Source organism: Cereibacter johrii (assembly GCF_001720585.1).
GTDB lineage: Bacteria > Pseudomonadota > Alphaproteobacteria > Rhodobacterales > Rhodobacteraceae > Cereibacter_A > Cereibacter_A johrii.
Map to the genome: position 1 here is coordinate 1 of NZ_MABH01000117.1, position 23,023 is coordinate 23,023.

General features: G+C 71.0%; 18 protein-coding genes. 8 read left to right on the top strand and 10 right to left on the bottom strand.

Annotation, left to right across the window (positions count from 1 at the left end):
- The first annotated feature begins 220 nt into the window (after positions 1-220).
- Positions 221-1,444, top strand: a complete 1,224-nt coding sequence (locus A9O63_RS09015; protein ID WP_069331623.1) for an anaerobic sulfatase maturase — start codon at positions 221-223, stop codon at positions 1,442-1,444.
- Between the two features lie 349 nt (positions 1,445-1,793).
- The gene (locus A9O63_RS09020; RefSeq protein ID WP_069331624.1) at positions 1,794-3,449 is read left to right on the top strand and encodes a BCCT family transporter; all 1,656 of its coding nucleotides are present in this window, start codon (positions 1,794-1,796) and stop codon (positions 3,447-3,449) included.
- Between the two features lie 55 nt (positions 3,450-3,504).
- Here the strand turns inward: A9O63_RS09020 and A9O63_RS09025 are convergent, their stop codons facing one another.
- Positions 3,505-4,398, bottom strand: a complete 894-nt coding sequence (locus tag A9O63_RS09025) for a siderophore ABC transporter substrate-binding protein (protein WP_069331625.1) — start codon at positions 4,396-4,398, stop codon at positions 3,505-3,507.
- Positions 4,399-4,525: 127 nt separating this feature from the next.
- On the opposite strand from A9O63_RS09025, the gene A9O63_RS09030 reads away from it, so the two are divergent.
- Together A9O63_RS09030 and cryB are read left to right on the top strand one after the other, a co-directional pair.
- Complete coding sequence (locus A9O63_RS09030; RefSeq protein WP_069331626.1) at positions 4,526-4,810, top strand: DUF2218 domain-containing protein; 285 nt, start codon at positions 4,526-4,528, stop codon at positions 4,808-4,810.
- A gap of 106 nt (positions 4,811-4,916) precedes the next feature.
- Positions 4,917-6,443, top strand: a complete 1,527-nt coding sequence (gene cryB / locus A9O63_RS09035) for a cryptochrome/photolyase CryB (protein WP_069331627.1) — start codon at positions 4,917-4,919, stop codon at positions 6,441-6,443.
- Between the two features lie 244 nt (positions 6,444-6,687).
- On the opposite strand, the gene egtD is transcribed toward cryB, so the two are convergent.
- On the bottom strand, positions 6,688-7,620 hold the full coding sequence (gene egtD, locus A9O63_RS09040) for an L-histidine N(alpha)-methyltransferase (protein WP_069331628.1): 933 nt from the start codon (positions 7,618-7,620) through the stop codon (positions 6,688-6,690).
- The gene (gene egtB / locus A9O63_RS09045) at positions 7,620-8,867 is read right to left on the bottom strand and encodes an ergothioneine biosynthesis protein EgtB (RefSeq protein WP_069331629.1); all 1,248 of its coding nucleotides are present in this window, start codon (positions 8,865-8,867) and stop codon (positions 7,620-7,622) included. Before egtB ends, egtD begins: the two co-directional genes overlap by 1 nt.
- Before the next feature lie 238 nt (positions 8,868-9,105).
- Here egtB and ilvD point away from each other — a divergent pair, with 238 nt between their 5' ends.
- Entirely contained in the window at positions 9,106-10,944 is a 1,839-nt protein-coding gene (gene ilvD / locus A9O63_RS09050) for a dihydroxy-acid dehydratase (RefSeq protein ID WP_069331630.1), read from the top strand.
- A 327-nt stretch (positions 10,945-11,271) separates the two neighbouring features.
- Here the strand turns inward: ilvD and A9O63_RS09055 are convergent, their stop codons facing one another.
- On the bottom strand, positions 11,272-11,823 hold the full coding sequence (locus tag A9O63_RS09055; protein ID WP_069331631.1) for a L,D-transpeptidase: 552 nt from the start codon (positions 11,821-11,823) through the stop codon (positions 11,272-11,274).
- A gap of 387 nt (positions 11,824-12,210) precedes the next feature.
- Between A9O63_RS09055 and A9O63_RS09060 the strand changes: the two genes are divergently transcribed.
- Both A9O63_RS09060 and A9O63_RS09065 read left to right on the top strand, forming a co-directional pair.
- Positions 12,211-13,500 carry a PQQ-dependent sugar dehydrogenase gene (locus tag A9O63_RS09060; protein WP_069331632.1) on the top strand — a complete coding sequence of 430 codons (1,290 nt, stop codon included), beginning with the start codon at positions 12,211-12,213 and terminating at the stop codon, positions 13,498-13,500.
- Between the two features lie 153 nt (positions 13,501-13,653).
- On the top strand, positions 13,654-14,688 hold the full coding sequence (locus A9O63_RS09065) for an NAD(P)H-binding protein (protein WP_084295732.1): 1,035 nt from the start codon (positions 13,654-13,656) through the stop codon (positions 14,686-14,688).
- Here A9O63_RS09065 and A9O63_RS09070 read toward each other — a convergent pair.
- Complete coding sequence (locus A9O63_RS09070; protein WP_069331633.1) at positions 14,657-15,931, bottom strand: glycerate kinase type-2 family protein; 1,275 nt, start codon at positions 15,929-15,931, stop codon at positions 14,657-14,659. The genes A9O63_RS09065 and A9O63_RS09070 overlap by 32 nt on opposite strands.
- Positions 15,932-16,279: 348 nt before the next feature.
- Between A9O63_RS09070 and A9O63_RS09075 the strand changes: the two genes are divergently transcribed.
- Positions 16,280-16,837, top strand: coding sequence for an NADPH-dependent FMN reductase (locus A9O63_RS09075; RefSeq protein ID WP_069331634.1), 558 nt, complete (start codon positions 16,280-16,282; stop codon positions 16,835-16,837).
- 729 nt (positions 16,838-17,566) lie between these two features.
- Here A9O63_RS09075 and A9O63_RS09080 read toward each other — a convergent pair.
- From A9O63_RS09080 to A9O63_RS09100, 5 genes are all read right to left on the bottom strand, one after another.
- Positions 17,567-18,289, bottom strand: coding sequence for a COG3904 family protein (locus tag A9O63_RS09080; RefSeq protein ID WP_069331635.1), 723 nt, complete (start codon positions 18,287-18,289; stop codon positions 17,567-17,569).
- Positions 18,286-19,578: a hypothetical protein gene (locus A9O63_RS09085; protein ID WP_069331636.1), complete on the bottom strand. Its 1,293-nt coding sequence runs from the start codon at positions 19,576-19,578 to the stop codon at positions 18,286-18,288. The genes A9O63_RS09080 and A9O63_RS09085 overlap by 4 nt, the downstream gene beginning before the upstream one ends.
- A gap of 138 nt (positions 19,579-19,716) precedes the next feature.
- Positions 19,717-20,850, bottom strand: coding sequence for an MFS transporter (locus tag A9O63_RS09090; protein WP_069331637.1), 1,134 nt, complete (start codon positions 20,848-20,850; stop codon positions 19,717-19,719).
- Positions 20,851-21,116: 266 nt separating this feature from the next.
- On the bottom strand, positions 21,117-21,899 hold the full coding sequence (locus A9O63_RS09095; protein WP_069331638.1) for a DeoR/GlpR family DNA-binding transcription regulator: 783 nt from the start codon (positions 21,897-21,899) through the stop codon (positions 21,117-21,119).
- A gap of 146 nt (positions 21,900-22,045) precedes the next feature.
- A partial coding sequence (locus A9O63_RS09100) for an ANL family adenylate-forming protein (protein WP_069331639.1) occupies positions 22,046-23,023 on the bottom strand: 978 nt, incomplete at its 5' end.

A 23,023-nucleotide genomic window follows, 5' to 3' on the forward strand; every position in this document is an offset into this window, starting at 1 on the left:
TGCGGCGGCGGCGGCGTGACGGCCCCGCGCGGCGTGACGGCCCCGCGCGGGCCGGTGGCCTACCCACAGCGGGAGGCCGGTGCATCCTCCGCAGGTGGCAGATCCCCTCCCCGCGGCCGGAAGAGCCTCCTCAGGGCCGCCTGCGACGCTCCGGCTCACCCCCTTGATCGGCGGCGGCTGCGGTGCGATGCGCAGAGCACCCGTCCGCGAGAGAGGGACCATGCCCGCCGCCGCTCCCCGTCCGTTCCATGTGATGGCGAAGCCCATCGGGCCGCGCTGCAACCTCGCCTGCGGCTATTGCTACTATCTCGAGAAGGAAGCGCTCTACCCCGCCCGCTCGCGGTTCCGCATGGAGGACGATCTCCTCGTCCGCTACATCCGCGACCATATCGCGGCGCAGGCCGCGGCAGGCGTGCGCGAGATCCCCTTCAGCTGGCAGGGAGGAGAGCCCCTGCTGATGGGGATCGACTTCTTCCGCCGGGCGCTCGCCTTGCAGGCGCGCTACTGTCCGCCCGGTCACCGGATCTCGAACGCGCTCCAGACCAACGGCACCCTCGTGACCGAAGCCTGGGCCGCTTTCTTCCGGGAGCACGGCTTTCTCGTGGGCGTGAGCCTCGACGGCCCGCCCGGGATCCACGACGCGGCACGCCTCGACCGCCGGGGCCGGCCCACGGCAGAGCGGGTGCTGAGGGGACTCGGCCTTCTTCAGGCGGCCGGGGTCGAGGTCAATGTCCTGACCGTGGTGAGCCGCGCGAACGGGGACCGACCGCTCGAGGTCTACCGCTTTCTCCGCGGCCTCGGCGTCGAGGTGATCCAGTTCATCCCGGCGCTCGAGCGGCAGATGCCGGACGGGCGCCCCGCAGGCCCGCCCGGCCGGAACGACCGCGGCGCCTCGCTCGCCCCCTTCTGCGTCACGGGCGAGGACTATGGCCGCTTCCTCTGCGCCATCTTCGACGCTTGGGTGGCCCAGGACGTGGGCCGGATCTTCGTCCAGCATTTCGAGGTGATGCTCGGGATCTTCGCCGGCGCGCCGGCTGGCCTCTGCCTCTTCGCCGAGACCTGCGGCGATGCGCTGGCGCTCGAGCACAACGGCGACCTCTATGCCTGCGACCACTACGTCTATCCCGAGCACCGGCTGGGCAACATCCGGGCGCGTCCGCTGGCGGAGCTTGCGGCCCTGCCGCGCCAGCGCCGGTTCGGCAAGGACAAGGCCGCGCGCCTTCCCGCCAGCTGCCGGAGCTGCCGCTGGCGCGCCGCCTGTCACGGCGGCTGTCCCAAGCACCGGATCGCACCCGAGCCCGACGGCGGCCCCGGCCGCGTAAGCCATTTCTGCGCGGGCTACCGGATGTTTCTGGATCACGCCGCCCCGCGGCTCGCGGCCATCGTGAGCCTGATCCGCCAGGGTCGCCCGGCCTCCGACATCATGGCAGCCTCGCACGGCTGACGACCCGCGGGAGGGAATTCCTCCTGCCCGTGGCAAAGGCCGCCCAAGCAGGCAAATCGTCTCCCAAAAGCCGCAATCGTGGAAGGAAAGGCCGGTTGCGCCAGAAAAATTCGGTCAGGCGGTAGACATTCGCCCCCGGTTCCGCCAGAAGAGCCGCCTTGCGGCGCGCTCCTTGCCTGCCGCGCCCTGCAATTCGCCCGCGTGGGAACCGCGAAGCTGCGGCTGATGTTCCCAGAACTCTCGCGACGACATTCCGCGTGAAGGGGAGAATTGCGCGCCACCGGAGGGACCTCAGCGGGCATGTGCCTCCGTCCCTTCGCACGATCGACATGACCGGAGGGACGGACCGATGGCCGATGCCACGATAAGAACCGAGCCGCTGCCCGAGGAGGCGATACCCGCCCCCGAAGGCCCCACCCAGATCATCGACACCGACTACGAGATCGGTCAGGACAATATCAGCTACCGACGACGCTTCGTCTTCGAACTCGACATCCACAACGTCGTCTTCAGCGTGTCGGCCCTGACCATCGTGGCCTTCACCTTCCTCACGCTGATGTTCCAGACCACGCTGGGTCCGGTCTTCGCCGCCGTCCGGGACGCGCTGACCTCGAACCTCGCGTGGTTCTTCCTGCTGGCGGGCAACGTCTTCGTGCTGCTCTGCGTCGCGCTGATCTTCCTGCCGCTGGGCCGCATCCGGCTGGGCGGGCCCGACGCCACGCCCGACTATAGCCGCCTCTCGTGGTTCTCGATGCTGTTCGCGGCCGGCATGGGCATCGGCCTCATGTTCTACGGCGTGTCCGAGCCGCTGGGGAACTATACGGCCGCCTTCAACGGCCCCGTGTTCGAGAACGGCGTGCGCACCGACTGGTCGCCGCTCAACGGAGCGGCCGGCGATACCGAGGCCGCCCGGCGGCTCGCCATGGCGGCCACCATCTTCCACTGGGCGCTGCACCCGTGGGCGATCTATGCGGTCGTCGCGCTCTCGCTCGCGCTCTTTGCCTACAACAAGGGCCTGCCGCTGACGCTGCGCTCGGTCTTCTATCCGATCTTCGGCGAGCGCGTCTGGGGCTGGCCGGGCCATGTCATCGACATCCTCGCCGTCTTCGCCACGATCTTCGGCCTCTCGACCTCGCTCGGGATCGGCGCGCAGCAGGCGGGGGCCGGGCTCGACTTCCTCTTCGGCGTCCCTTCGACCGTCGGCGTGACCGTCTTCCTCGTGATCGTCATCACCGCCATCGCGACGGCTTCGGTCATCGCGGGGATGGACAAGGGCGTCAAGCGCCTCTCCGAGGTGAACATGGCGCTGGCCTTCCTGCTGCTGATGTTCGTGATCCTCGTCGGGCCCACGCTGCAGATCGTGCGCGGCTTCTTCCTGAACCTCCTCGCCTATGTGGAATATCTGCCGGCGCTGTCGAACCCGTTCGGGCGCACCGACGACAACTTCCGCCACGGCTGGACCGCCTTCTACTGGGCCTGGTGGATCAGCTGGTCGCCGTTCGTGGGCATGTTCATCGCCCGCGTGAGCCGCGGCCGCTCGGTGCGCGAGTTCCTGATCGCGGTGCTGCTGATCCCGTCCATCGTCTCGACGATCTGGATGACCGCGCTGGGCGGCACGGCCATCAGCCAGGTGGTGAACGAGGGGCTGAGCTCGGTGCAGGATGCGGCGCTCGAGATCCAGCTCTTCGAGATGCTGGCGCACCTGCCGCTCACGCAGATCACCTCGCTGATCGGGATCGTGCTGGTGATCGTCTTCTTCGTGACCTCGTCGGACTCGGGCTCGCTCGTGATCGACACGATCGCGGCCGGAGGCAAGGTCAATGCGCCGGTGCCGCAGCGGGTATTCTGGGCCACCTTCGAAGGGCTGGTGGCCATCGCGCTCCTGCTCGGCGGAGGACTGGCCGCGCTGCAGGCGATGGCGGTCTCGACCGGCTTCCCCTTCACCATCGTGCTGCTCGGCGCCTGCTACGCGCTGATCCGGGGCCTCGCAGCCGAACCGCGATGACAGAAACCGGCGCGCCTTTGGGGGCGCGCCGGATGCTCTTCCGGTCGCCCGGCGCTCAGCCCTTCCCCAGCGCCCCGATGAGCTGATCGAGCACCGCGGTCATGGCCCGGTAGCCTCCGCCCGCGACATAGACCTCGGCCGGATCGAGATAGACCACCTGACCCTTCTTCCAGGCCGTCGTGTCGGCAACCAGCGCATTGTCGAGCACCGCCTGCGCGGAAGCGCCCTCGGCGCCGATGGCCGCCCCGCGGTCCACCACCAGAAGCCAGTCCGGATCGGCCTCGGCGATGAATTCGAACGAGACCGCATCGCCATGCGTCGCCGCGGCCAGGCCCTCCACGGCCTCCGGCAGCCCCGTCGCCTCGTGGATCCAGCCGAAGCGAGAGCCGCGCCCGTAGGCCGAGAGCTTCGGCCCGTTGGTGAGCAGGACCAGCGCCGTCCCCTTCCCCTCCGCCGCGGCCCGCACCTCCGCGAGTCGCGCCTCGAGCGCCGCCTCGAGCTCGGCCGCCCTGGCCTCGCGCCCGAAGAGCTTGCCATAGGCCAGAAGGCGCGCGCGGGCGTCGGTCAGCAGATCCGGCCCGATGGTCATGTCGAGCGTGGGCGCCACCCGCTCGAGCTGGGCGATCTGCGGGGCCGACCGTCCGCCCGCGATCACGAGATCCGGGGCGAGCATCGACAGCGCCTCGAGATCGGGCTCGAAGAGCGTGCCGACCGGCGCCGCCTTCTTCGCCGTTTCCTGAAGATAGGGCACGAGCACGCGCTCGGGCGTGCCGGCGGGCGTGATGCCCAGAGCCACCAGCGTGTCGAGAGCGGCCACGTCATAGACGGCCACGGTCTCGGGAACGGCTGCGACAGAGACCGGCCCGCGGGCCGTGTCGATGGTGGTTTCGGCCGTGGCGGGCAGGGCGAGGAAGAGGCCCGCAAGCAGGCCGGAGGCGAAGCGGATCACTGGGTCGATCTCCTGTTTCGGGGTCCGGCGTGTGGCTCGGCGGATGGCTTCACGCTCTCCCGCACCGCATAGGCGCTTGCGCCCGGCCGGTCCAGCCCTTACCAGAGAGAAAAACTCAGGATTGCCCATGATCTCGACCGCGCGCCTCGCGACACCCAACGCCTCGAAATATCTCCAGCAGCTCTGCAAGCATTTCGCCCACAAGGTCGAGGTCCGGTTCGACGAGACCGAGGGCCACTGCGCCCTGCCTCCGGGGCCCGCGCTTCTTCGGGCGGACGCGGACGGGCTGACGGTGCAGGTCGAGGCCGAGGATGCCAAGGGCCTGATCCACGCGCGCTTCGTGATCGATTCCCACCTCGTGACCTTCGCCTTCCGCGAGGGCTTCACCGGGCTCGACTGGAGCCGACCCTGAGCCACCGCGCCCGTCCCTGACCGCAGACGGTCTTGACCCGGCCCCCGCGCCCCCTAGCCTATCGGCCTTGGGGCGCGCGCATCCGCCCTCGGAGGGCGGACAGGACGTGACACGGCTCATCCTCGTGCTGGGCGACCAGCTCAGCGACGATCTTCCGGCGCTCCGGGCGGCGGATCCGGCTGCGGATCTCGTGGTCATGGCCGAGGTGATGGAGGAGGGCACCTATGTCCCGCACCATCCGCAGAAGATCGCCCTGATCTTGGCCGCGATGCGCAAGTTCGCCCGCCGCCTGCAGGAACGCGGCTTCCGCGTGGCCTATTCCCGGCTGGACGATCCCGAGACCGGGCCCTCGATCGGTGCCGAGCTTCTCCGCCGCGCGGAAGAGACCGGCGCCCGCGAGGTGATCGCGACCCGGCCCGGCGACTGGCGGCTGATCGCGGCGCTCGAGGCCCTGCCCCTGCCCGTCCGCTTCCTGCCCGACGACCGCTTCCTCTGCCCGGCAGAGGAGTTCGCCCGCTGGGCCGAGGGGCGCAAGCAGCTGCGCATGGAATGGTTCTACCGCGAGATGCGCCGCAGGACCGGCCTCCTGATGGAAGGCGGCGAGCCCGCGGGCGGGAAGTGGAACTTCGACGCCGAAAACCGCAAGCCCGCGGCGCCCGACCTGCTGCGTCCGCGGCCGCTGCGCTTCGAGCCCGACGCCGAGGTGCGCGCGGTGCTCGATCTCGTCGAGGCGCGCTTTCCGCGCCATTTCGGCCGGCTGCGCCCGTTCCACTGGCCCACGGACCGGGCCGAGGCGCTGCTGGCGCTCGATCACTTCATCCGCGAGAGCCTGCCGCGCTTCGGCGACGAGCAGGATGCGATGCTGGCCGACGATCCGTTCCTGAGCCATGCGCTCCTGTCCTCGTCGATGAACCTCGGGCTCCTCGGGCCGATGGAGGTCTGCCGCCGCGCCGAGACCGAATGGCGCGAGGGCCGCGCACCGCTGAACGCGGTCGAGGGCTTCATCCGGCAGATCCTCGGCTGGCGGGAATATGTGCGGGGGATCTGGGCGCTCTCGGGGCCGGATTACATGCGCTCGAACGGGCTGGGCCACAGCGCCGCCCTGCCGCCGCTCTACTGGGGCCGGCCCACGCAGATGGCCTGCCTCTCCACCGCGGTCGCCCAGACCCGCGACCTCGCCTACGCCCATCACATCCAGCGGCTGATGGTGACGGGCAATTTCGCGCTGCTGGCGGGCGTCGATCCCGCCGAGGTGCATGAATGGTATCTCTCGGTCTATATCGACGCGCTGGAATGGGTGGAGGCGCCGAACACGATCGGGATGAGCCAGTTCGCCGATCATGGGCTGCTCGGCTCGAAACCCTATGTCTCGTCGGGCGCCTATATCGACCGGATGTCGGATTACTGCCGCGGCTGCGCCTATGCGGTGAAGGACCGGACGGGGCCCCGCGCCTGCCCCTTCAACCTCCTCTACTGGCACTTCCTGAACCGGCACCGCGCGCGGTTCGAGCGCAACCCCCGCATGGTCCAGATGTATCGCACCTGGGACCGGATGGAGGAGACCCACCGCACGCGGGTTCTGACCGAGGCAGAGGCCTTCCTCGGCCGGCTTCACGCAGGCGAGCCGGTCTGAGCGCCCGCCTTCGCGAGGGGGCCTTTCGCATGGAGGAGACCCACCAACGCGGGTTCTGGCCGAGAGGCCTTCCTCAACCGCCTGCACGCGGGCGAGCCGGTCCGAGGGACCGCGATAAGGGGCCTTTCGCATGGAGGAGGCCCACCAGCGCGCGTTCTGACCGAGAGGCCTTCCTCGGCCGCCTGCGCGCGGACGAGCCGGTCCGAGGGCCCGCCTCGCGGAGGGGCCCTGCCGCCGACCCTGCTCAGGCGGGCTCGAGCACCGCCACGCCGAACCTCTGCCGGGCGTCCGTGAGGAAGTCGGCAAGCCGCCATCCCGCCTCGGCCGCGCGCTCGGCAAAGCTCGTGGCCGAGAACTTGTGGCTGTTCTCGGTATGGATCGTCTCGCCCGCCTCGAACCGGATCGTGCGCGGGCCGATCTGCACCTTCTGGTCCTTTAGGCTCTCCAGATGCATCTCGATCCGCGCCTTCCCGGCATTCCAGATCGCGCGATGGGCGAAGCGGTCGGGGTCGAAATCCGCGCCGATCTCGCGGTTCATCCGGTGCAGGAGGTTGAGGTTGAAGGCCGCCGTCACCCCCGCCGCATCGTCATAGGCGCGCACGAGCGTATCCTCGTCCTTGATGAGATCGATCCCCACGATGAAGCCCCGGATGCCCGGCCAGTCGCGCACGCCGCGCATCAGCGCCCGCGCGCCCTCGGGGTCGAGGTTGCCCAGGGTCGAGCCGGGGAAGAAGCCCACCCGCGGGTGCCCCTCATCCGCAAGCCGCAGGGGCTTCGTGAAATCGGCCACGACCGGGTGGATCGGCAGGTCGGGATAGTCGCGGGCCAGGGCGCGCGCCGTCTCCTTCAGGAAGCTCGCCGAAATGTCGACTGGCACATAGGCCGACAGGCCCGTCAGCCGGTCGAGCAGCAGCCGCGTCTTGACGCTCGCGCCGCTGCCGAGCTCGACCAGCTCCGCCCCCTCGGGCACATGGGCCGCCAGACGGTCCGCGCCCGCGGTCAGGATCGCGGTCTCGGTGCGGGTCGGGTAATATTCCGGAAGTTCAGTGATGCGCTCGAAGAGCGCGCTGCCCTCGGCATCGTAGAACCATTTCGGCTCCATGCGCTTCGGGCTCTGCGACAGGCCGCGCAGCGCATCGGCCAGAAGCTCGGGATTGCGGATGACAAGCGCGTCCATCACACGTCCCTCGCGAGCCTGAGACCCATCATCTGCCACCTCTGGTGCGGATAGAAGAAGGTCCGGTAGGTCGGCCGCATCTGGGCCGCGGGCGTCGCGCAGGAGCCGCCGCGCAGCACATACTGGTTGACCATGAACTTCCCGTTATATTCGCCGAGCGCGCCCTCGGGCGGGCGAAAGCCGGGATAGGGGCTGAAGGAGCTCTGCGTCCATTCCCAGACATCGCCCCAGGGGCTGCCCCCGGAGAGCGGCCTGAGCGCCCCGTGGTCGAGGAAGTTGCCCGCGAGCGGAAGGTCGCGGAAGGCCACCTCCCATTCGGCTTCCGTGGGCAGCCGCGCGCCCGCCCAGCGGGCGAAGGCCTCGGCCTCGTAATAGCTCACATGGCACACGGGCGCGTCGAGATTGACCGGCTGCGGCCCGCGCAGCGTGTAGGTCCACCAGACGCCGTCCTGCTGCCACCAGTAGAGCGGCGCATCCCAGCGCTCGCGCTCGCGCACGGCCCAGCCCTCCATCAGCCAGAGCGTCTGGGTGGCGTAGCCCCCCGCCTCCATGAAGGCGATCCAGTCGCGGTTGGTGACGGGCCGCTCGGCGATCTCGTAGGGGTCGAGCCAGACGCGGTGGCGCGGCCCCTCGCAATCGTAGGCGAAGCCGCCGCCGGCATGGCCGATCTCCACCAGCCCGCCCTCGTGGCGCGTGAAGCGGAGCGGCTCCTCGGCGGTCACGGCCATGGGTTCGGGGTCGCGGTAGGCGGGCAGCAGCGGGTTGTAGGAGAAGGCATGGAGGAGATCGGTGACCAGAAGCTCCTGATGCTGCATCTCGTGATGGCAGCCGAGCTCGGCAAGCGTCGCCACCTCCGGGTCGTCGCTCCGCTCCAGAAGCGTGCCGAGCGCCTCGTCCACATGGGCGCGGTAGTCGAGCACCGCCTGCACCCCGGGCCGCGAGACGAGCCCGCGCTTGGCGCGGGCATGGCGCGGACCGGCCTGCACATAATAGGAATTGAACAGGAAGGCGAAGCGGTCGTCGGGCGAACGGTAGCCCGGCGCATGCGGCTTCAGGATGAATTCCTCGAAGAACCAGGTCGTGTGGGCGAGGTGCCACTTGGCCGGGCTCGCATCCTCCATCGACTGGAGCATCATGTCCTCGGGCGCGAGCGGCTGGGCCAGGCGGGCCGTCATGGCGCGGGTCCGCGCAAAGAGATCCTGCGCATGGGACCGCGAGAGCGGCGCGGCGGTGGTCTGCTGGGGCATCGGTTTCCTCCTGCTCCGGGAGCCTCCAGCTAGAGCGGCGGCAGGGCGGGTCCACCGCCGATTTGCTCTTTTCGCGACGTCCGGCGCCCTCCTGCCGCTGCCCCTGAACCGGGCGCCCGCCTTCACACGAACGTCACCGAGGCCGGTCTTTGCGCAGCTTTCCGCAAAGAAGGGTTGATTTTTCAGCAACGAAAGCGCAGTCGTCTGGCCCGAGAGTTGCCAGCCGGAAGGTCCAGACATGCCCGCATTTCGTTCCCGCACCAGCACGCATGGCCGCAACATGGCCGGAGCCCGTGGCCTCTGGCGCGCGACCGGCGTGAAGGACAGCGACTTCGGCAAGCCGATCATCGCCATCGTGAACAGCTTCACCCAATTCGTGCCGGGCCACGTCCACCTCAAGGATCTGGGCCAGCTCGTGGCGCGCGAGGTCGAGGCGGCGGGCGGCATCGCCAAGGAATTCAACACCATAGCCGTCGATGACGGGATCGCCATGGGCCATGACGGGATGCTCTACTCGCTGCCCTCGCGCGAGCTCATCGCGGATTCGGTCGAATATATGGTGAACGCCCATTGCGCCGACGCGATGGTCTGCATCTCGAACTGCGACAAGATCACCCCCGGCATGCTGATGGCCGCGATGCGGCTGAACATCCCCGCGGTCTTCGTCTCGGGCGGGCCGATGGAGGCGGGCAAGGTCACGCTCGGCGACGGTCGCACCGTGAAGATGGACCTGATCGACGCGATGGTGGCCGCCGCCGACGAGAAAGTGTCCGACGACGACCTGACCCGCATCGAGCAGGCCGCCTGCCCCACCTGCGGCTCCTGCTCGGGCATGTTCACCGCCAACTCGATGAACTGCCTGACCGAGGCGCTCGGCCTCTCGCTGCCCGGCAACGGCTCGACGCTGGCCACCCACGCCTACCGCAAGGAGCTCTTCCTCGAGGCCGGGCGCCGCGCGGTCGATCTCTGCCGCCGCTACTACGAGCAGGAGGACGAGAGCGTCCTGCCCCGCGCCATCGCCACCAAGGAAGCGTTCGAGAATGCCATGGCGCTCGACATCGCGATGGGCGGCTCGACCAACACGGTGCTCCATATCCTCGCCGCGGCCCAGGAAGGCGGCGTCGATTTCACCATGGACGACATCGACGCGCTCTCGCGCCGGGTGCCCTGCCTCTGCAAGGTCGCGCCGAACAAGGCGGACGTGCATATCGAGGACGTCCACCGCGCGGGCGGCATCATGTCGATCCTGGGCGAGCTCGACCGCGGCGGGCTTCTGCACCGCGACACAAAGACCGTCCATGCGCCCACCCTCGGCGCCGCCATCGACCAGTGGGACATCGGCCGCTCCAACGCGCCCGAGGCGCGCGAGCTCTTCCTTGCGGCGCCGGGCGGCGTGCCCACGCAGGTGGCCTTCAGCCAGTCCTCGACCTGGGACTCGCTCGACACCGACCGCGAGACCGGCGTGATCCGCTCGGTGGCGACCCCCTTCTCGAAGGACGGCGGCCTCGCGGTGCTCAAGGGCAACCTCGCGCCCGACGGCTGCATCGTGAAGACGGCGGGCGTGGACGAGTCGATCCTCGTCTTCGCGGGGCCCGCCAAGGTGTTCGAGAGCCAGGACGCGGCCGTCTACGGCATCCTGAACGGCGGCGTGCAGGCGGGCGACGTGGTGGTGATCCGCTACGAGGGCCCGAAGGGCGGCCCCGGCATGCAGGAGATGCTCTACCCGACCTCCTACCTGAAGTCGAAGGGGCTGGGCAAAGCCTGCGCGCTCATCACCGACGGGCGCTTCTCGGGTGGAACCTCGGGGCTTTCCATCGGCCATGCCTCGCCCGAGGCTGCGTCGGGCGGCCCCATCGGCCTCGTGCGCGAGGGCGACCGGATCGAGATCGACATCCCGAACCGCACCATCACGCTGGCCGTGCCGGAGGCCGAGCTGGCCGCCCGCCGCGCCGAGCAGGATGCGAAGGGCTGGAAGCCCGCAGGCCCGCGCAAGCGCAAGGTCTCGCAGGCGCTGAAGGTCTATGCGCAGTTCGCCTCCTCCGCCGACAAGGGAGCCGTGCGCGTCCTGCCGGAGTGAGCCGCGCCCGAGGGCCCTGCGCCGGCGGGATCCGGTCCGGCAGCAGGAACGCATCGCCCATGTGGTGGGCGGTGTCGTCCGGCGGGCGCCCGTTCCGTGATGCTCGGAAAAGATTTCCGCCAAGCCGCCGGGCCGGGCAGACCCTGACCGGCCCGGGCCTCACCGCCCCACGCTTCGGCCCCGCGCGGACGGGCCTCTGCCGGTCGGCGTAGGGCGGTTGCCTCAGATCACCCGGACCTGCGGCCGAACGGGTCGCCCTCGTCTCACCGCCCCACGCTTCGGCCGCGCGCGGACGGGCCGCGGCCGGGCGGCGCGGGGCCCGACGCCTCAGATCACCCGGACCTGCGTGCCGATCGGGCAGAGCTCGAACAGTTCCGCGATCTTCTCGTTGTAGAGCCCGATGCAGCCGTCCGACGAGGGGCGGCCGATCTTCCGCGTGTCGTGGGTGCCGTGGATGATGTAGGCGGGCCAGCCCAGATACATCGCATGGGTGCCGAGCGGGTTCTCGGGTCCCGGGCCGATGGGCTTCCAGTCGGGATAGCGCTCCATCTGCGAGGGCGTGGGCGTCCAGGAGGGCCCGACCTTCTTGCGCACGATCTCGGTGTAGCCCCGTTTCGTCAGCTCTTCCGAGATCGGCACCGAGGTCGGATAGATCCGGTAGTCCCGCCCGTCGCCGCTCCAGAAATGCAGCGCGCGCGATGTGGTGTCGGCCACGATGGCGCCCTTGCCGAGACTGTCGAAATGCTCCTCCCAGCTCTGCATCCGGAAGGACGAGACGTTGGCCCGATGCACCTGCGCCTGTGCCTGCGCCGGCAGGAGGAGCCCTCCCGCGGCGGCGATGCCCAATCCCAGCGCGTTGCGTCGGCTGATGGTTCTCATGTCTCTGCTCCTGATGTTGCCTTTGCGCCCGCTTCGGGGCCGGAGCTTAAGCCGAGCTTAAGGCACGCCCGCCGCAGGCGCAGGGGATGCCCGCCTCACCGGAACTTGAACGGACGGACCGGTCGAGGCGGTGGAAGGCCTGCTGAGACAGAGGATGAAGACAGGCCGCCATCCTGTTCATGCTGCTACCATAAGCGGAGGCACAGGCACCTGAAGATCCAATGCCCGCCCGGCACGGCTCCGGCTCCTCGGCCCGACGCCCCGGCGCTCCGTGGCCTATCGAAAGCGGGGATGGCGCGGCTTGCCTGAAGCCGCACCCATACCTCTTCCGGGATTGACCGTCCCGCCGGTGGCGCTAGCCTTCGGGAGAAAGCAAGAGGACAAAGAATGGATCTCCTGGCGCGGGCCACCGCCATCGTCGGCAATACGATGGTTCTGATGCGGCGTTTCGGATCGCCGGGCACCCAGGCGATCGGGCAGAGCCCGGCCATCCCGGAGGCCAGAAAGCAGGGCATCATGACCCTCAAGATGCCCGCGGCCCGTGGCTGGGCACCGGGCCATCTTCCCACCCCCGCGCCGGGTCTGAAGGTCAATGCCTTCGCCCGCGATCTGGAACATCCGCGCTGGATCGAGGTGCTGCCCTCGGGCGACGTGCTGGTGGCCGAGGCGCGCCAGCTTCCCACCCCGCCGAAGACCCTGCTCGACCGTGCGGCGCAGGCCACCATGCGCCGCATCCGCGCGCTCGGCGACAGCCCGAACCGCATCACGCTCCTGCGCGACCCGGACGGCCGGGGCGAGGCGCAAGAGCGCGAGACCTTCCTCGAGAACCAGAACCAGCCCTTCGGCATGGCGCTGGTGGGCGAGACCTTCTATGTCGGCAATACCGACGGCATCGTGGCCTTCCCCTACCGCCCGGGCGCCACGCGGCTGGAGGGGCCGGGACGGCGCCTGACCACCTTCAAGCCGGGCGGACACTGGACGCGCAGCCTGATCGTCTCGCCCGACGGGCGCCGGATCTATGCCGGCGTGGGCTCGCTCAGCAACATCGGCGACGACGGGATGGAGGCCGAGGAAGGCCGCGCTGCGATCTGGGAGCTGGACCTCGCCAGCGGTCAGGCCCGGATCTATGCCTCGGGCCTGCGCAACCCGGTGGGCCTCGCCTGGGAGCCCACGACGCGCGTGCTCTGGACCGTGGTCAACGAGCGCGACGGCCTGGGCGACGAGACCCCGCCCGACTATCTCACCTCGGTCGAGAAGGACGGTTTCTACGGCTGGCCCTATTGCTACTGGAACCGGATCGTCGACGACCGCGTGCCGCAGGATCCGGCGATGGTCGCCCGCGCGATCACGCCCGACTATGCGCTCGGCGGACATACGGCCTCGCTCGGCCTCTGCTGGGTGCCCGCGGGCACGCTGCCGGGCTTCGGCGACGGGATGGCCATCGGCCAGCACGGCTCGTGGAACCGTTCGAAACTCAGCGGTTACCGGCTGATCTTCGTGCCCTTCGCGAACGGCCGGCCCTCCGGTCCGCCGCGGGACATCCTGACCGGCTTCCTTTCCGACGACGAGAAGCTGGCCTACGGTCGCCCGGTCGGCGTGGCGGTGGGCCCCGACCGCCGCTCGCTCCTGCTCGCCGACGATGTGGGCGACGTGATCTGGCGCGTGACCGGCGCCTGAGCGCCCGGGCGCGCAGGGCGCGCGGGCACAGCCTCCCGCAGAGGCAAGCGACGGGCTGATGCCGCAGGGTCCCGCGCGCGACCCTACGTCTCCTTCCCGGGCGGCCCGCGCCTGCTAGGGTCGAGCGGTCCCGCCTGCCCGAGGAGTTCCGCCATGTCCGAGACCGCCCCCCTGCCTGCCCCGCGCCGGATCCTGATGCTGGGCGCCACCGGCACCATCGGGCAGGCGACGGCGAGGGCCCTGCTCGCGCGCGGTCACGAGGTCATCTGCTTTCTCCGCCCCCGCGGCGCCCAGAGGCAGGCGCGCCTGCCGGACGGCGCCATCCTGCGCTACGGCGACGTGACCGACCCGCAGTCGCTCGCCCGCGACGGCTTCTGCGGCGAGCGGTTCGATGCGCTCGTCTCCTGCCTCGCCTCGCGCACGGGCGTGCCGCGGGACGCCTGGGCCATCGACCATGCGGCCCATTCCCATGCGCTGGCCGCGGCCCGCGCGGCGGGGGGGACGCAGGTCGTGCTCCTCTCGGCGATCTGCGTGCAGAAGCCGCTTCTCGCCTTCCAGCAGGCCAAGCTCGCCTTCGAGGAAGAGCTCATGCGTTCGGGGCTCGACTGGTCCATCGTGCGGCCCACCGCCTTCTTCAAGTCGCTCTCGGGTCAGGTGAAACGGGTGCAGGAGGGCCGGCCCTTCCTCGTCTTCGGCGACGGCCCCCTTACCGCCTGCAAGCCGATCAGCGACGACGACCTCGGGTGTTACATGGCGCTCTGCCTCGAGGATCCCGTGCTGCGCAACCGCATCCTGCCCATCGGCGGGCCGGGGCCGGCGCTGACCCCGCGGGCGCAGGCCGAGATGCTGTTCCGGCTCATGGGCCGTCCGCCGAAGATCCGGCAGGTGCCGGTGGCGCTGCTCGATGCGATCATCGTGGGCCTGTCCCTCGGCGGCCGGATTGTCCCCGCTCTGCGCGACAAGGCCGAGCTCGCCCGGATCGGGCGCTATTACGCGACCGAGTCGATGCTGGTCCTCGATCCCGCCACGGGGCGCTACGACGCGGAGGCCACGCCCTCCTTCGGCACCGAGACGCTCGAGGACTTCTACCGGCAGCTCCTCGCGGGCGAGGCCACGGTCGATCTGGGCGAGCATGCGGTGTTCCGCGAGCGGACCGTCAGGGCAGAAGGATCGCCCGGAAATCGTTGACATTGGTGCCGGTCGGGCCGGTCACCAGCTGCGCGCCGGCGGCGGCGAAGAAGCTGTGGGCATCGTGCCCGGCCAGCGCCTCGGCCGGGTCGCGGCCCGCGGCATGGAGCAGGGCCGCCCCGCCCACCGCGCCCGCCACCTCGGCGCCGCCATCCACCCCGTCGGTGTCCGCGGCGAGCGCCCAGCCCGGCAGATCGCGCGCGGCCAGCAGATAGGCCAGCAGGAACTCGACATTGCGCCCGCCCACGCCCGCCGGGCCGCGGATCGAGACGGTGGTCTCGCCCCCCGACAGAAGCAGGCAGGGCCGCGCGAAGGGCTGGTCGCGGAGCACCACCTGCCGCGCGATCCCCGCCATCAGCCGCCCCGCCTCGCGCGCCTCGCCCTCGAGCGCATCGCCGAGGATATGGGCGGTAACCCCCGCCGCCCGCGCCGCCTCGGCCGCCGCCTCCAGCGCCATCTGCGGCGAGCAGACGATGTGGCTCTCGACCCGCGCGAGCCGCGGATCGCCGGGCTTCACGCTCTCGGCCTCGGGGCTTGCCAGCGCGGCGGCGATCCGGGGCAGATCGAGGCCGAGGCGCCCCAGCACCGCCTGCGCATCGGCGACGGTGGTGGCATCGCCGTGGCAGGGCCCCGAGGCGATCACCGCCGGATCGTCGCCCGGCACGTCCGAGACGAGCAGCGCCAGCACCCGTGCCGGGGCACAGGCGGCGGCGAGGCGGCCGCCCTTCACCCGGCTCAGGTGCCGCCGCAGGCAGTTCATCTCCGAGATCGTGGCGCCCGAGGCGAGGAGCGCCCGGTTGAGCTCCACCTTGTCGGCAAGCGTGAGGCCCGCGAGCGGCGCCACCATCAGCGCCGAGGCGCCGCCCGAGATCAGGGCGATCACCAGATCCTCGGGCCCGAGCCCTCGGGTCAGGGCCAGAAGCTCCTCCGTGGCGGCGAGGCCGGCCGCATCGGGCACCGGATGGGCGGCCTCGCGCACGGCGATCCGGCCCAAAGCGGGCTCCTCCCCCTGCCCGTGGCGGGTGATGACGAGGCCCGAGAGGCGCGGCGCATCGGCATAATGGGCCTCGACCGCGCGGGCCATGCCCACGGCGGCCTTGCCCGCACCGAGGACGAGGATCCGGCCTTCGGGCGGCGGCGGCAGCAGGGGGGCGATCCGTGCCTCGGGCTTCGACGCCTCCACCGCCTGCGTGAAGAGATGGCGCAGGAATTCCGCAGCCGAGGCGTCCGTCCAGTCCGTCATCCCGGTCTCCCTCTCCGTCGCCGCAGGTCGGGCAGGATCGTGCGGCGCGCCACCGCGCCCGGATCCCGGCGGAAGCGCCGTCCTGCCATCGTCCCGACCTTTCCAGCTTCCCCGGCGGGAGGCAATGGTTCGTGGCCGCCGGCACAGAGCTTTGCGCGCGCCCCGCCCCCGAAAGGCCGCGCCCTTGGGGAAGCCGTCCGCCGGGAGAACCCGAAGGCCTGCGCCTTCCCGCGCTCGCACCGCCGCGCGATCCCGGCATTCAGCCTCTCGCCAATCCCCGTCGCTCCGGTCAGAGTGGGGCTGCCGGAGCGGGTCAGGCGCATCCGGACAGCGAGAGGAAGGGCAGGGATGACACGCATCTTCGGACTGGCAGGCAGCCTCCGGCAGGCCTCGTTCAACGCGGGCCTCCTCCGGGCCGCGGCCGAACTCGCTCCTGCGGGTGTCGAGGTGGAGGTGCATTCCATCGCGGGCGTGCCGATCTACGACGGCGATCTGGAGGCCGAGACCGGCCTGCCCGAGGCGGTCGTGCGCCTGCAGGAGGGGCTCGCCGCCGCGAATGCGCTCCTCCTCGTGACGCCGGAATACAACAACGGCATTCCGGGCGCCTTCAAGAACACGATCGACTGGATGAGCCGCCCGCCCGCCGGCCGCACCCTCTTCCGCGGCAAGCCGGTGGCGATCATCGGCGCCTCGCCGGGCAATTTCGGCACGACGCTCGCCCAGACCCACTGGCTGCCGGTGATCCGCACGCTCGGGATGGAGCCCTGGTTCGAGGGCCGCCTCATGGTCTCGCGCGCGGGCGAGCTGTTCGACGGCTGCGGCACCCTTACCGACGAGGCCACGCGCGCCCGGCTGGCCGAGTTCCTCGCAGGCTTCGCGCGCTTCCTCCGCCGTCCGCGCGACTGACAGGCCGGGCCCTGAAGGCTCGCGCGCCCCGACACCCCGGAGAGCATCGGCCCGGCGCTGGAAGGGCCCCGGGCAGAGCGGCCGGTCGCATCGGACAGGCGACAGCCGCACCGTCGCACGGTGTCGGGCCCGTGGATCGGGCAACCGCCGGATCCAACCCTTCGGGAAGCGGCCGGATCACCCGCCGCCGGTTGACAGCCGCAACTTTGCCAGACGGGCGGTCTGAGATCCGGGCAACCTCGGGATCGATCCCATCAGGCAACGGCGGATCACCCGCTGCCGGTTGACAGCCGCAACTTTGCCAGACGGGCGGTCTGAGATCCGGGCAACCTCGGGATCGATCCCATCAGGCAACGGCGGATCACCCGCTGCCGGTTGACAGCCGCAACTTTGCCAGACGGGCGGTCTGAGATCCGGGCAACCTCGGGATCGATCCCATCAGGCAACGGCGGATCACCCGCTGCCGGTTGACAGCCGCAACTTTGCCAGACGGGCGGTCTGAGATCCGGGCAACCTCGGGATCGATCCCATCAGGCAACGGCGGATCACCCGCTGCCGGTTGACAGCCGCAACTTTGCCAGACGGGCGGTCTGAGATCCGGGCAACCTCGGGATCGATCCCATCAGGCAACGGCGGATCACCCGCTGCCGGTTGACAGCCGCAACTTTGCCAGACGGTCGGTCTGAGTTCCGGGGAACCGCCGGATCCAGCCCGGCGGGAACGGCCCGATCACCCGCCCTCGGTTGACAGCCGCAACTCGGCCAGACGGGCGGCGTCGAGCATGTAGATCTCGCGCGCGGGCGTCTCCATCCCGTGCATCATCAGGCGCGGGTCCACGCCCATCTCGTCGAGATAGCGCATGACCTCGGCCTGTCCGCGCTGCACATCCTCGACGGCAAGAAAGGCGGGCAAGAGGCTGTTCTCGCCGAAATAATGCTGATGCCCTCCCACGAGCCCGCCCTCGGCACCCCGCCGCTCGCCCCCACCCGCGAGGAGATAGGGGCAGGCCGAGAGGCAGACGGCGCCGGCCCCGACCTCCGTCGCGGCCCCGAGCGCGCGGATCCGGCGGCCGATCAGCAGGGCCTCGGACACGACGCCGCCCGAACTGTCGAGCGCCACCACCTCGGGCCGCTCGCCCCGCTCTTCGAGGAGGGCGGCGAAGCGGGCCGCATCCCCGGCCGCGATCTGGCCCGTGAGGGTGACGCGCGCGCCCTCGCCGCCGAATTCCAGCCGGGCCGGCATGGGGCGCATCTGCGGCCCGTCGGTGCCCGGCGCGGGGCGCAGATCGGGACGGTAGGGCCGCATCTGCGGGACGCTCGCCGGCGCGAAGAGATCGGCCGGCGAGGGCGGCGCGGGGCGCGCCAGATCCATGCCGATCAGCGCGGCGCCGATGCCCACCTGCAGGATCAGCATGGCCCAGATCGCCCGCCGGGGCGCGGCCTCGGCACTCATGGCGACCTCGGATCCCTCTGCGGCTCGACCTCCTGCAGAAGCCGCGCGGCAGCGAGCGCGGCGCGCAGCTCGGCCACCGTCATCGTCTCCTCGGCCGCCCCCTCGCCCCGGCCCGCACGGATGGCGGCCTGCGTGACCATGACGATGAAGACGAGGACGGCGGGCAGAAGGTCGATCGCGATGGCGCCCGCCCAGCTCGGCACGAAGTTTCCGGCATAGCGGATGACGGCATCCGCGGCCGAGATGGGGGTATAGACCGTCTCCTCGGCGGCGGGCAGCGCCTCGACCTCGGCCGCGGCCCCGCGCAGGGTCTCGGCCCGCTGGCGCAGGAGCGACAGGACCGAACCGATGGTGCTGGCCTGGCTCGAGCGCGCGAGATCGGACCTGCCGTCGAGCTCGGGCAGCACCACGGACTCGGCCAGATCCTGCGCCGCGCGCGCCACGAGCGGCGCCACATTGAGCTGCCGGAGCTGCGCCACGATGCCGGCGAGCCGCACCGCCTCTTCCGAGAAGCGCACCGAGCGCTGCTCGACCGGCCCCGCCTCGACCGTGAGGGCCCGCATCCGGCTGAGGATCGCATTGCCCTCGGCGAAGGCGGCCGTCAGCGGCGCATCCTGCGCGGCGATCTGCTCTTCGAGCGCGCCGAGCTCGGCCGCCTTCTGCGTGAGGACGCGGAACACGGCGCCGCGCCCGGCAAAGCCCGAGAGATCGCCCGTGGCCTCCTGCTCGGAGAGATCCCCGAAGCTCTGGCGCACCCGCGCCACGTCGCGCGCAAGGCTCTGGCCCGCGATGGCATTGGCATGGGCGCGCTCGAGCGAGGCCTGATAATCCTGCACCGTCTCGGCCAGATGCTGCTCGACCGCCGCCGCCCCCGCCAGCGCCGCGGCATTGAGCCACGAGGACATGGCGATGATGGCGAGGCTGCCGAGCGCCATCGAGCAGAGGAGGCCGATCCGCGAGGCGGCGCTGCGCATCGCGGGCAGAAGCCGCATCATGTAGGACCAGAAGACGAAGATCCCGACCGAGACGGCGATGGAATAGGAAAGCGCGGCAAAGGTCGTCCAGGCGCCGGTATCGTCGAGAAGGGTGCGGACACCCAAGTAGGTATAGATGCCCGAGGCCGCCGCCAGCACGCCGAGCGCCACGCCGGTGAAGCTGTCGAGCCAGCCCAGATGCCGCTCGAGCTCGCGCGCGTGGCGGGCGCCCGACCGCTCGGCAGGCTCGGCCCGGAGCGGCGGCGCCTCGCGCGGAGGCAGGCCCTGCGGCATGTCGGGGCTGGGTTCGTTCATGCGCTGGACCTTCGCTGCAGGACGGCATTCGGGACGGGGCGGCGTGCCGGAACGGTCCGCGCACCGTCTATCTGGACATGCCGTCCGTCCCGGCGAAGGCGCGCGGCCCTCACGCCCTATCAAGATCCTGCGAGGGCGTCAGTTCCTCGCCACGATGCGCGCGGTGGCGGGCACCAGCGCCATGAGGAGCGCGAGCATCCAGAAGGCGAGCGGCAGGCTCGTCGCATGAGAGACGAAGCCCATGAGCGCCGGGCCGGCGAGGATGCCCGCATAGCCCGTGGTCGTCACCGCCGCGATGGCCAGCGCGGGCGGCATGACCGTCTGGCGTCCGGCGAGGCTGAAGAGGACGGGCACGATGTTCGAGGCGCCGCAGCCGATCAGCACGAAGCCCGCAAGCGCGCCCGGCCGCCAGTCGGACAGAAGAAGCAGCGCGAAGCCCGCGAGCGTGAGGAACCCGCCGTAGAGCAGCACCCGCCGGTCGCCGAGCGCCATCACGATCCGGTCGCCGGTGAGCCGCCCCACGGTCATGGCGACCGAGAAGAGCATGTAGCCGAGGCCGCCCTGCGCGGGCTCGACCAGCGCGCGCCCGACGAGCAGGAGCGCGCCCCAGTCGAGCAGCGCCCCCTCGACGAGGAAGGTCACGGCGGCGAGACCCGCGAGCAGCAGCACCGCCGCCCGCGGCACCGCGAGCTGCGGCGGCTCGCCCCCCTGCGCGCGCAGAAGACGGGGCCCGGCCGCCAGCACCGCGGCCAGCGCCACGGCGCTGCCCAGGAGCGAGGCGCCGAACGGCGACAGGCCCTGCCAGAGGAGAAGCGTCATCAGACCCGCCCCCGCAAAGCCGCCCACGCTGAAGAGCGCGTGAAAGCCCGACATCAGCGGCCGGTCCGAGGCACGCTCGACCGCGACCGCATGGACGTTCATCGCCACATCGAGGGTGCCGAGCGAGGCGCCGAACAGAAGAAGCGCCAGCGCGAGCAGCCAGGCCTCGCCCGAGGCCGCGAGGAGGGGCAGGCAGAGCACCATCCCCACGCCGCCCAGCAGGATCATCGGGCGCGAGCCCGTCCGCGCACTGATCCAGCCGGTCACGGGCATGGCCACGAGCGAACCGATCCCGAGGCAGAGGAGGAGGAGCCCGAGCTGGGCCTCGTCGACGCCGGTGCGCGTCTTGGCGAAGGGGACGAGCGGCGCCCAGCAGGACATGGCGAAGCCCGCCGCGAAGAAGGCCAGCCGGGTGGCAAGGCGGGTGGCGGGCGTGTCGGCGGTAGGCGGCATGGGAGGTCTCGTGCGTGGGAGGGGGGACGGGCGGAAGGGGGGACTTGAGGGGACAGGCTTATGGGGACAGGCGGAAGCGGAAGGGACTCGCGGGGACAGGCTTGCGGGGACAGTCTTGCGGGGAAGGGGTGCGGAGGAACGGCTGAAGGGGGGCAGGCTGAGAGAGATCGGGCTGAGGATGGACGGGCGGGGAGAATCGGGCCGAGGGAGACGAGCAGAGAGAGAGATCGGGCTGAGGGGAACGGGCGGTGGGAGACCGGGCCGGCTCAGGCGGGCGGGGCCGCGCGGAGCACGGTGGCGCCGGTCTGGCGGAGACGCAGCTCCATCTCCTCGGGCGCGTCGGCCTCGAGGATGTGGTGGCCGATCTCATCGGCGCGGGCGATGGCGAAGGGCGCCTGCGTGCCGAGCTTGCCGTTCGTCATCATCAGCACGCTCGTCCGGCTCTGCCGCAGGAGCTGGCGCTTGAAGGCCACATCGTCCATCTCGAAGCCCGCGAGCCCCTCTTCGGGAGACAGCGCGCAGGCGCCGAGGAAGCAGAGGTCGATGCGCAGGCGTGCGAGCTCGGACAGGGCCTGCGCATCGACCGCTCCGCCGACGCTCATGGTGACGCCGCCCCCGATCAGGACCAGCGCGATGCCGCTCCGCCCGATCAGGGCGGCGGCGGCCGGGATCGAGTTGGTGACGACGCGCAGCCCCTGCCCCTCGGGCAGCAGTTCCGCCAGAGGCACGAGCGTGCTGCCCGCATCGAGGAACAGGGTCTGGTCCGGCCGGATGAGATCGACCGCGCGGCGGGCCAGGGCGCGCTTGCGCGCGGCCTCCTCGCCCAGCCTCGCCTCGATGGGGGCCGAGGCCGGAGAGAGCGGCAGGGCGCCGCCATAGACGCGCTGGCAGCGCCCCTCCTGCGCGAGGGTGCGGAGATCCCGGCGGATCGAATCCTCCGAGACGCCGAACTCCTCGGCCAGCGCCGCGGCCACGACGGGCTGGCCCGCGCGCAGGCGCTCGGCAATGAGGGGGCGCCGGGCGCGGGGAAGATCCGGTAAAACGTGCATGATCGTGCAGTATCATGCAGAAGTGCGCAGCGCCAGACAAAGCTTGTCGTCCCGGCACAAGTCCGCCGGGACGGACAGGTGCCGGTCAAAGGCCTGTCGCCCGAGGATCGGGAAACGCCGGGGGGCGGCGGCGGGGTCCGGCGGGGTCAGCCCCGCTTCTGCTTGAACCGCTCGGTCGTCAGCGCCTCGGTCACGATCTCGATCTTCTGGGGGATCTTGTAGGGTTCGAGCCGCCCGGAAAGCCCGCGCCGCAGAGCCGTGCGCTGCTCGGCCGGGGCGAGCCCCGCTTCGGTCATCCGCACCCGGGCCACGACGACCGCGCCGAGGATCGGATGCGGCGCACCATGGACGGCCGCCTCGGCCACGCCCGGCAGCGCCAGAAGCGCGCCCTCGACCTCGGCGGGGAGCACCTTCTGGCCGCCCACGTTGATCATGTCGCCCGCCCGGCCGAGGAACCGCAGCCGGTCGGCCTCCACCTCGACCAGATCGCCGGTCCGATACCAGCCATCCGCGGTGAAGGGATCGGGCGCGTTCAGATAGCCGAGCATCGCGGTTTCGGTGCGGATCTCGAGCCGGCCCTCGACCACGCGCCAAGCGGTCCCTGCCCCCTCGAGCCGGATCCAGAGCGACCGTCCGCCCTCGGAGCGCGAGCGCAGGGCGCCGAGCTCGGAGGTGCCGTATTTCTGGATCAGCTGCACGCCGGGCAGCGCGTCGGCCAGCCGCTCGAGCAGCGCCTGCGGCATCGTCTCGGCGCCGTAGGTCACGATGCGCAGGCTGGGCAGCGAGAGGCCCTCGCCGGCGTTCAGGAGCAGGAGATTGAGGAACGAGGGCGCCGTGGGCAGCACCTCGACCCGATGGCGGCGGATGCGGTCGATCACCGTGGGCACCGACCGGTCGGGCAGGCAGACGAGGGTCGAGCCGTTGGACAGGGCATAGAGGAGCGTGTCGATCCCCGCGATATGGTCGAAGAGCAGGAAGGCCAGCGTCACCAGATCCTTGCCGGGAGCGGCGAACTTGCCGAGGAGGCGGCGCATGTCATGGACGGCGCCCTTGGGCGCCCCGGTCGTGCCGGAGGTGAAGATGACGAGCCCCGGCGCCTCCTCGGCGCGGAGCCGGTCGAGGAG

Excerpts from the sequence above, each read along its gene's own strand:
- A9O63_RS09070 (WP_069331633.1), bottom strand. The coding sequence starts at position 15,931 with ATGACGGACTGGACGGACGCCTCGGCTGCGGAATTCCTGCGCCATCTC.
- A9O63_RS09020 (WP_069331624.1), top strand. The coding sequence starts at position 1,794 with ATGGCCGATGCCACGATAAGAACCGAGCCGCTGCCCGAGGAGGCGATA.
- egtB (WP_069331629.1), bottom strand. The coding sequence starts at position 8,867 with ATGCCCCAGCAGACCACCGCCGCGCCGCTCTCGCGGTCCCATGCGCAG.
- A9O63_RS09085 (WP_069331636.1), bottom strand. The coding sequence starts at position 19,578 with ATGAACGAACCCAGCCCCGACATGCCGCAGGGCCTGCCTCCGCGCGAG.
- A9O63_RS09030 (WP_069331626.1), top strand. The coding sequence starts at position 4,526 with ATGATCTCGACCGCGCGCCTCGCGACACCCAACGCCTCGAAATATCTC.
- A9O63_RS09075 (WP_069331634.1), top strand. The coding sequence starts at position 16,280 with ATGACACGCATCTTCGGACTGGCAGGCAGCCTCCGGCAGGCCTCGTTC.
- A9O63_RS09015 (WP_069331623.1), top strand. The coding sequence starts at position 221 with ATGCCCGCCGCCGCTCCCCGTCCGTTCCATGTGATGGCGAAGCCCATC.
- ilvD (WP_069331630.1), top strand. The coding sequence starts at position 9,106 with ATGCCCGCATTTCGTTCCCGCACCAGCACGCATGGCCGCAACATGGCC.
- A9O63_RS09065 (WP_084295732.1), top strand. The coding sequence starts at position 13,654 with ATGTCCGAGACCGCCCCCCTGCCTGCCCCGCGCCGGATCCTGATGCTG.
- A9O63_RS09090 (WP_069331637.1), bottom strand. The coding sequence starts at position 20,850 with ATGCCGCCTACCGCCGACACGCCCGCCACCCGCCTTGCCACCCGGCTG.
- egtD (WP_069331628.1), bottom strand. The coding sequence starts at position 7,620 with ATGGACGCGCTTGTCATCCGCAATCCCGAGCTTCTGGCCGATGCGCTG.
- A9O63_RS09080 (WP_069331635.1), bottom strand. The coding sequence starts at position 18,289 with ATGAGTGCCGAGGCCGCGCCCCGGCGGGCGATCTGGGCCATGCTGATC.
- A9O63_RS09055 (WP_069331631.1), bottom strand. The coding sequence starts at position 11,823 with ATGAGAACCATCAGCCGACGCAACGCGCTGGGATTGGGCATCGCCGCC.
- A9O63_RS09095 (WP_069331638.1), bottom strand. The coding sequence starts at position 21,899 with ATGCACGTTTTACCGGATCTTCCCCGCGCCCGGCGCCCCCTCATTGCC.
- A9O63_RS09060 (WP_069331632.1), top strand. The coding sequence starts at position 12,211 with ATGGATCTCCTGGCGCGGGCCACCGCCATCGTCGGCAATACGATGGTT.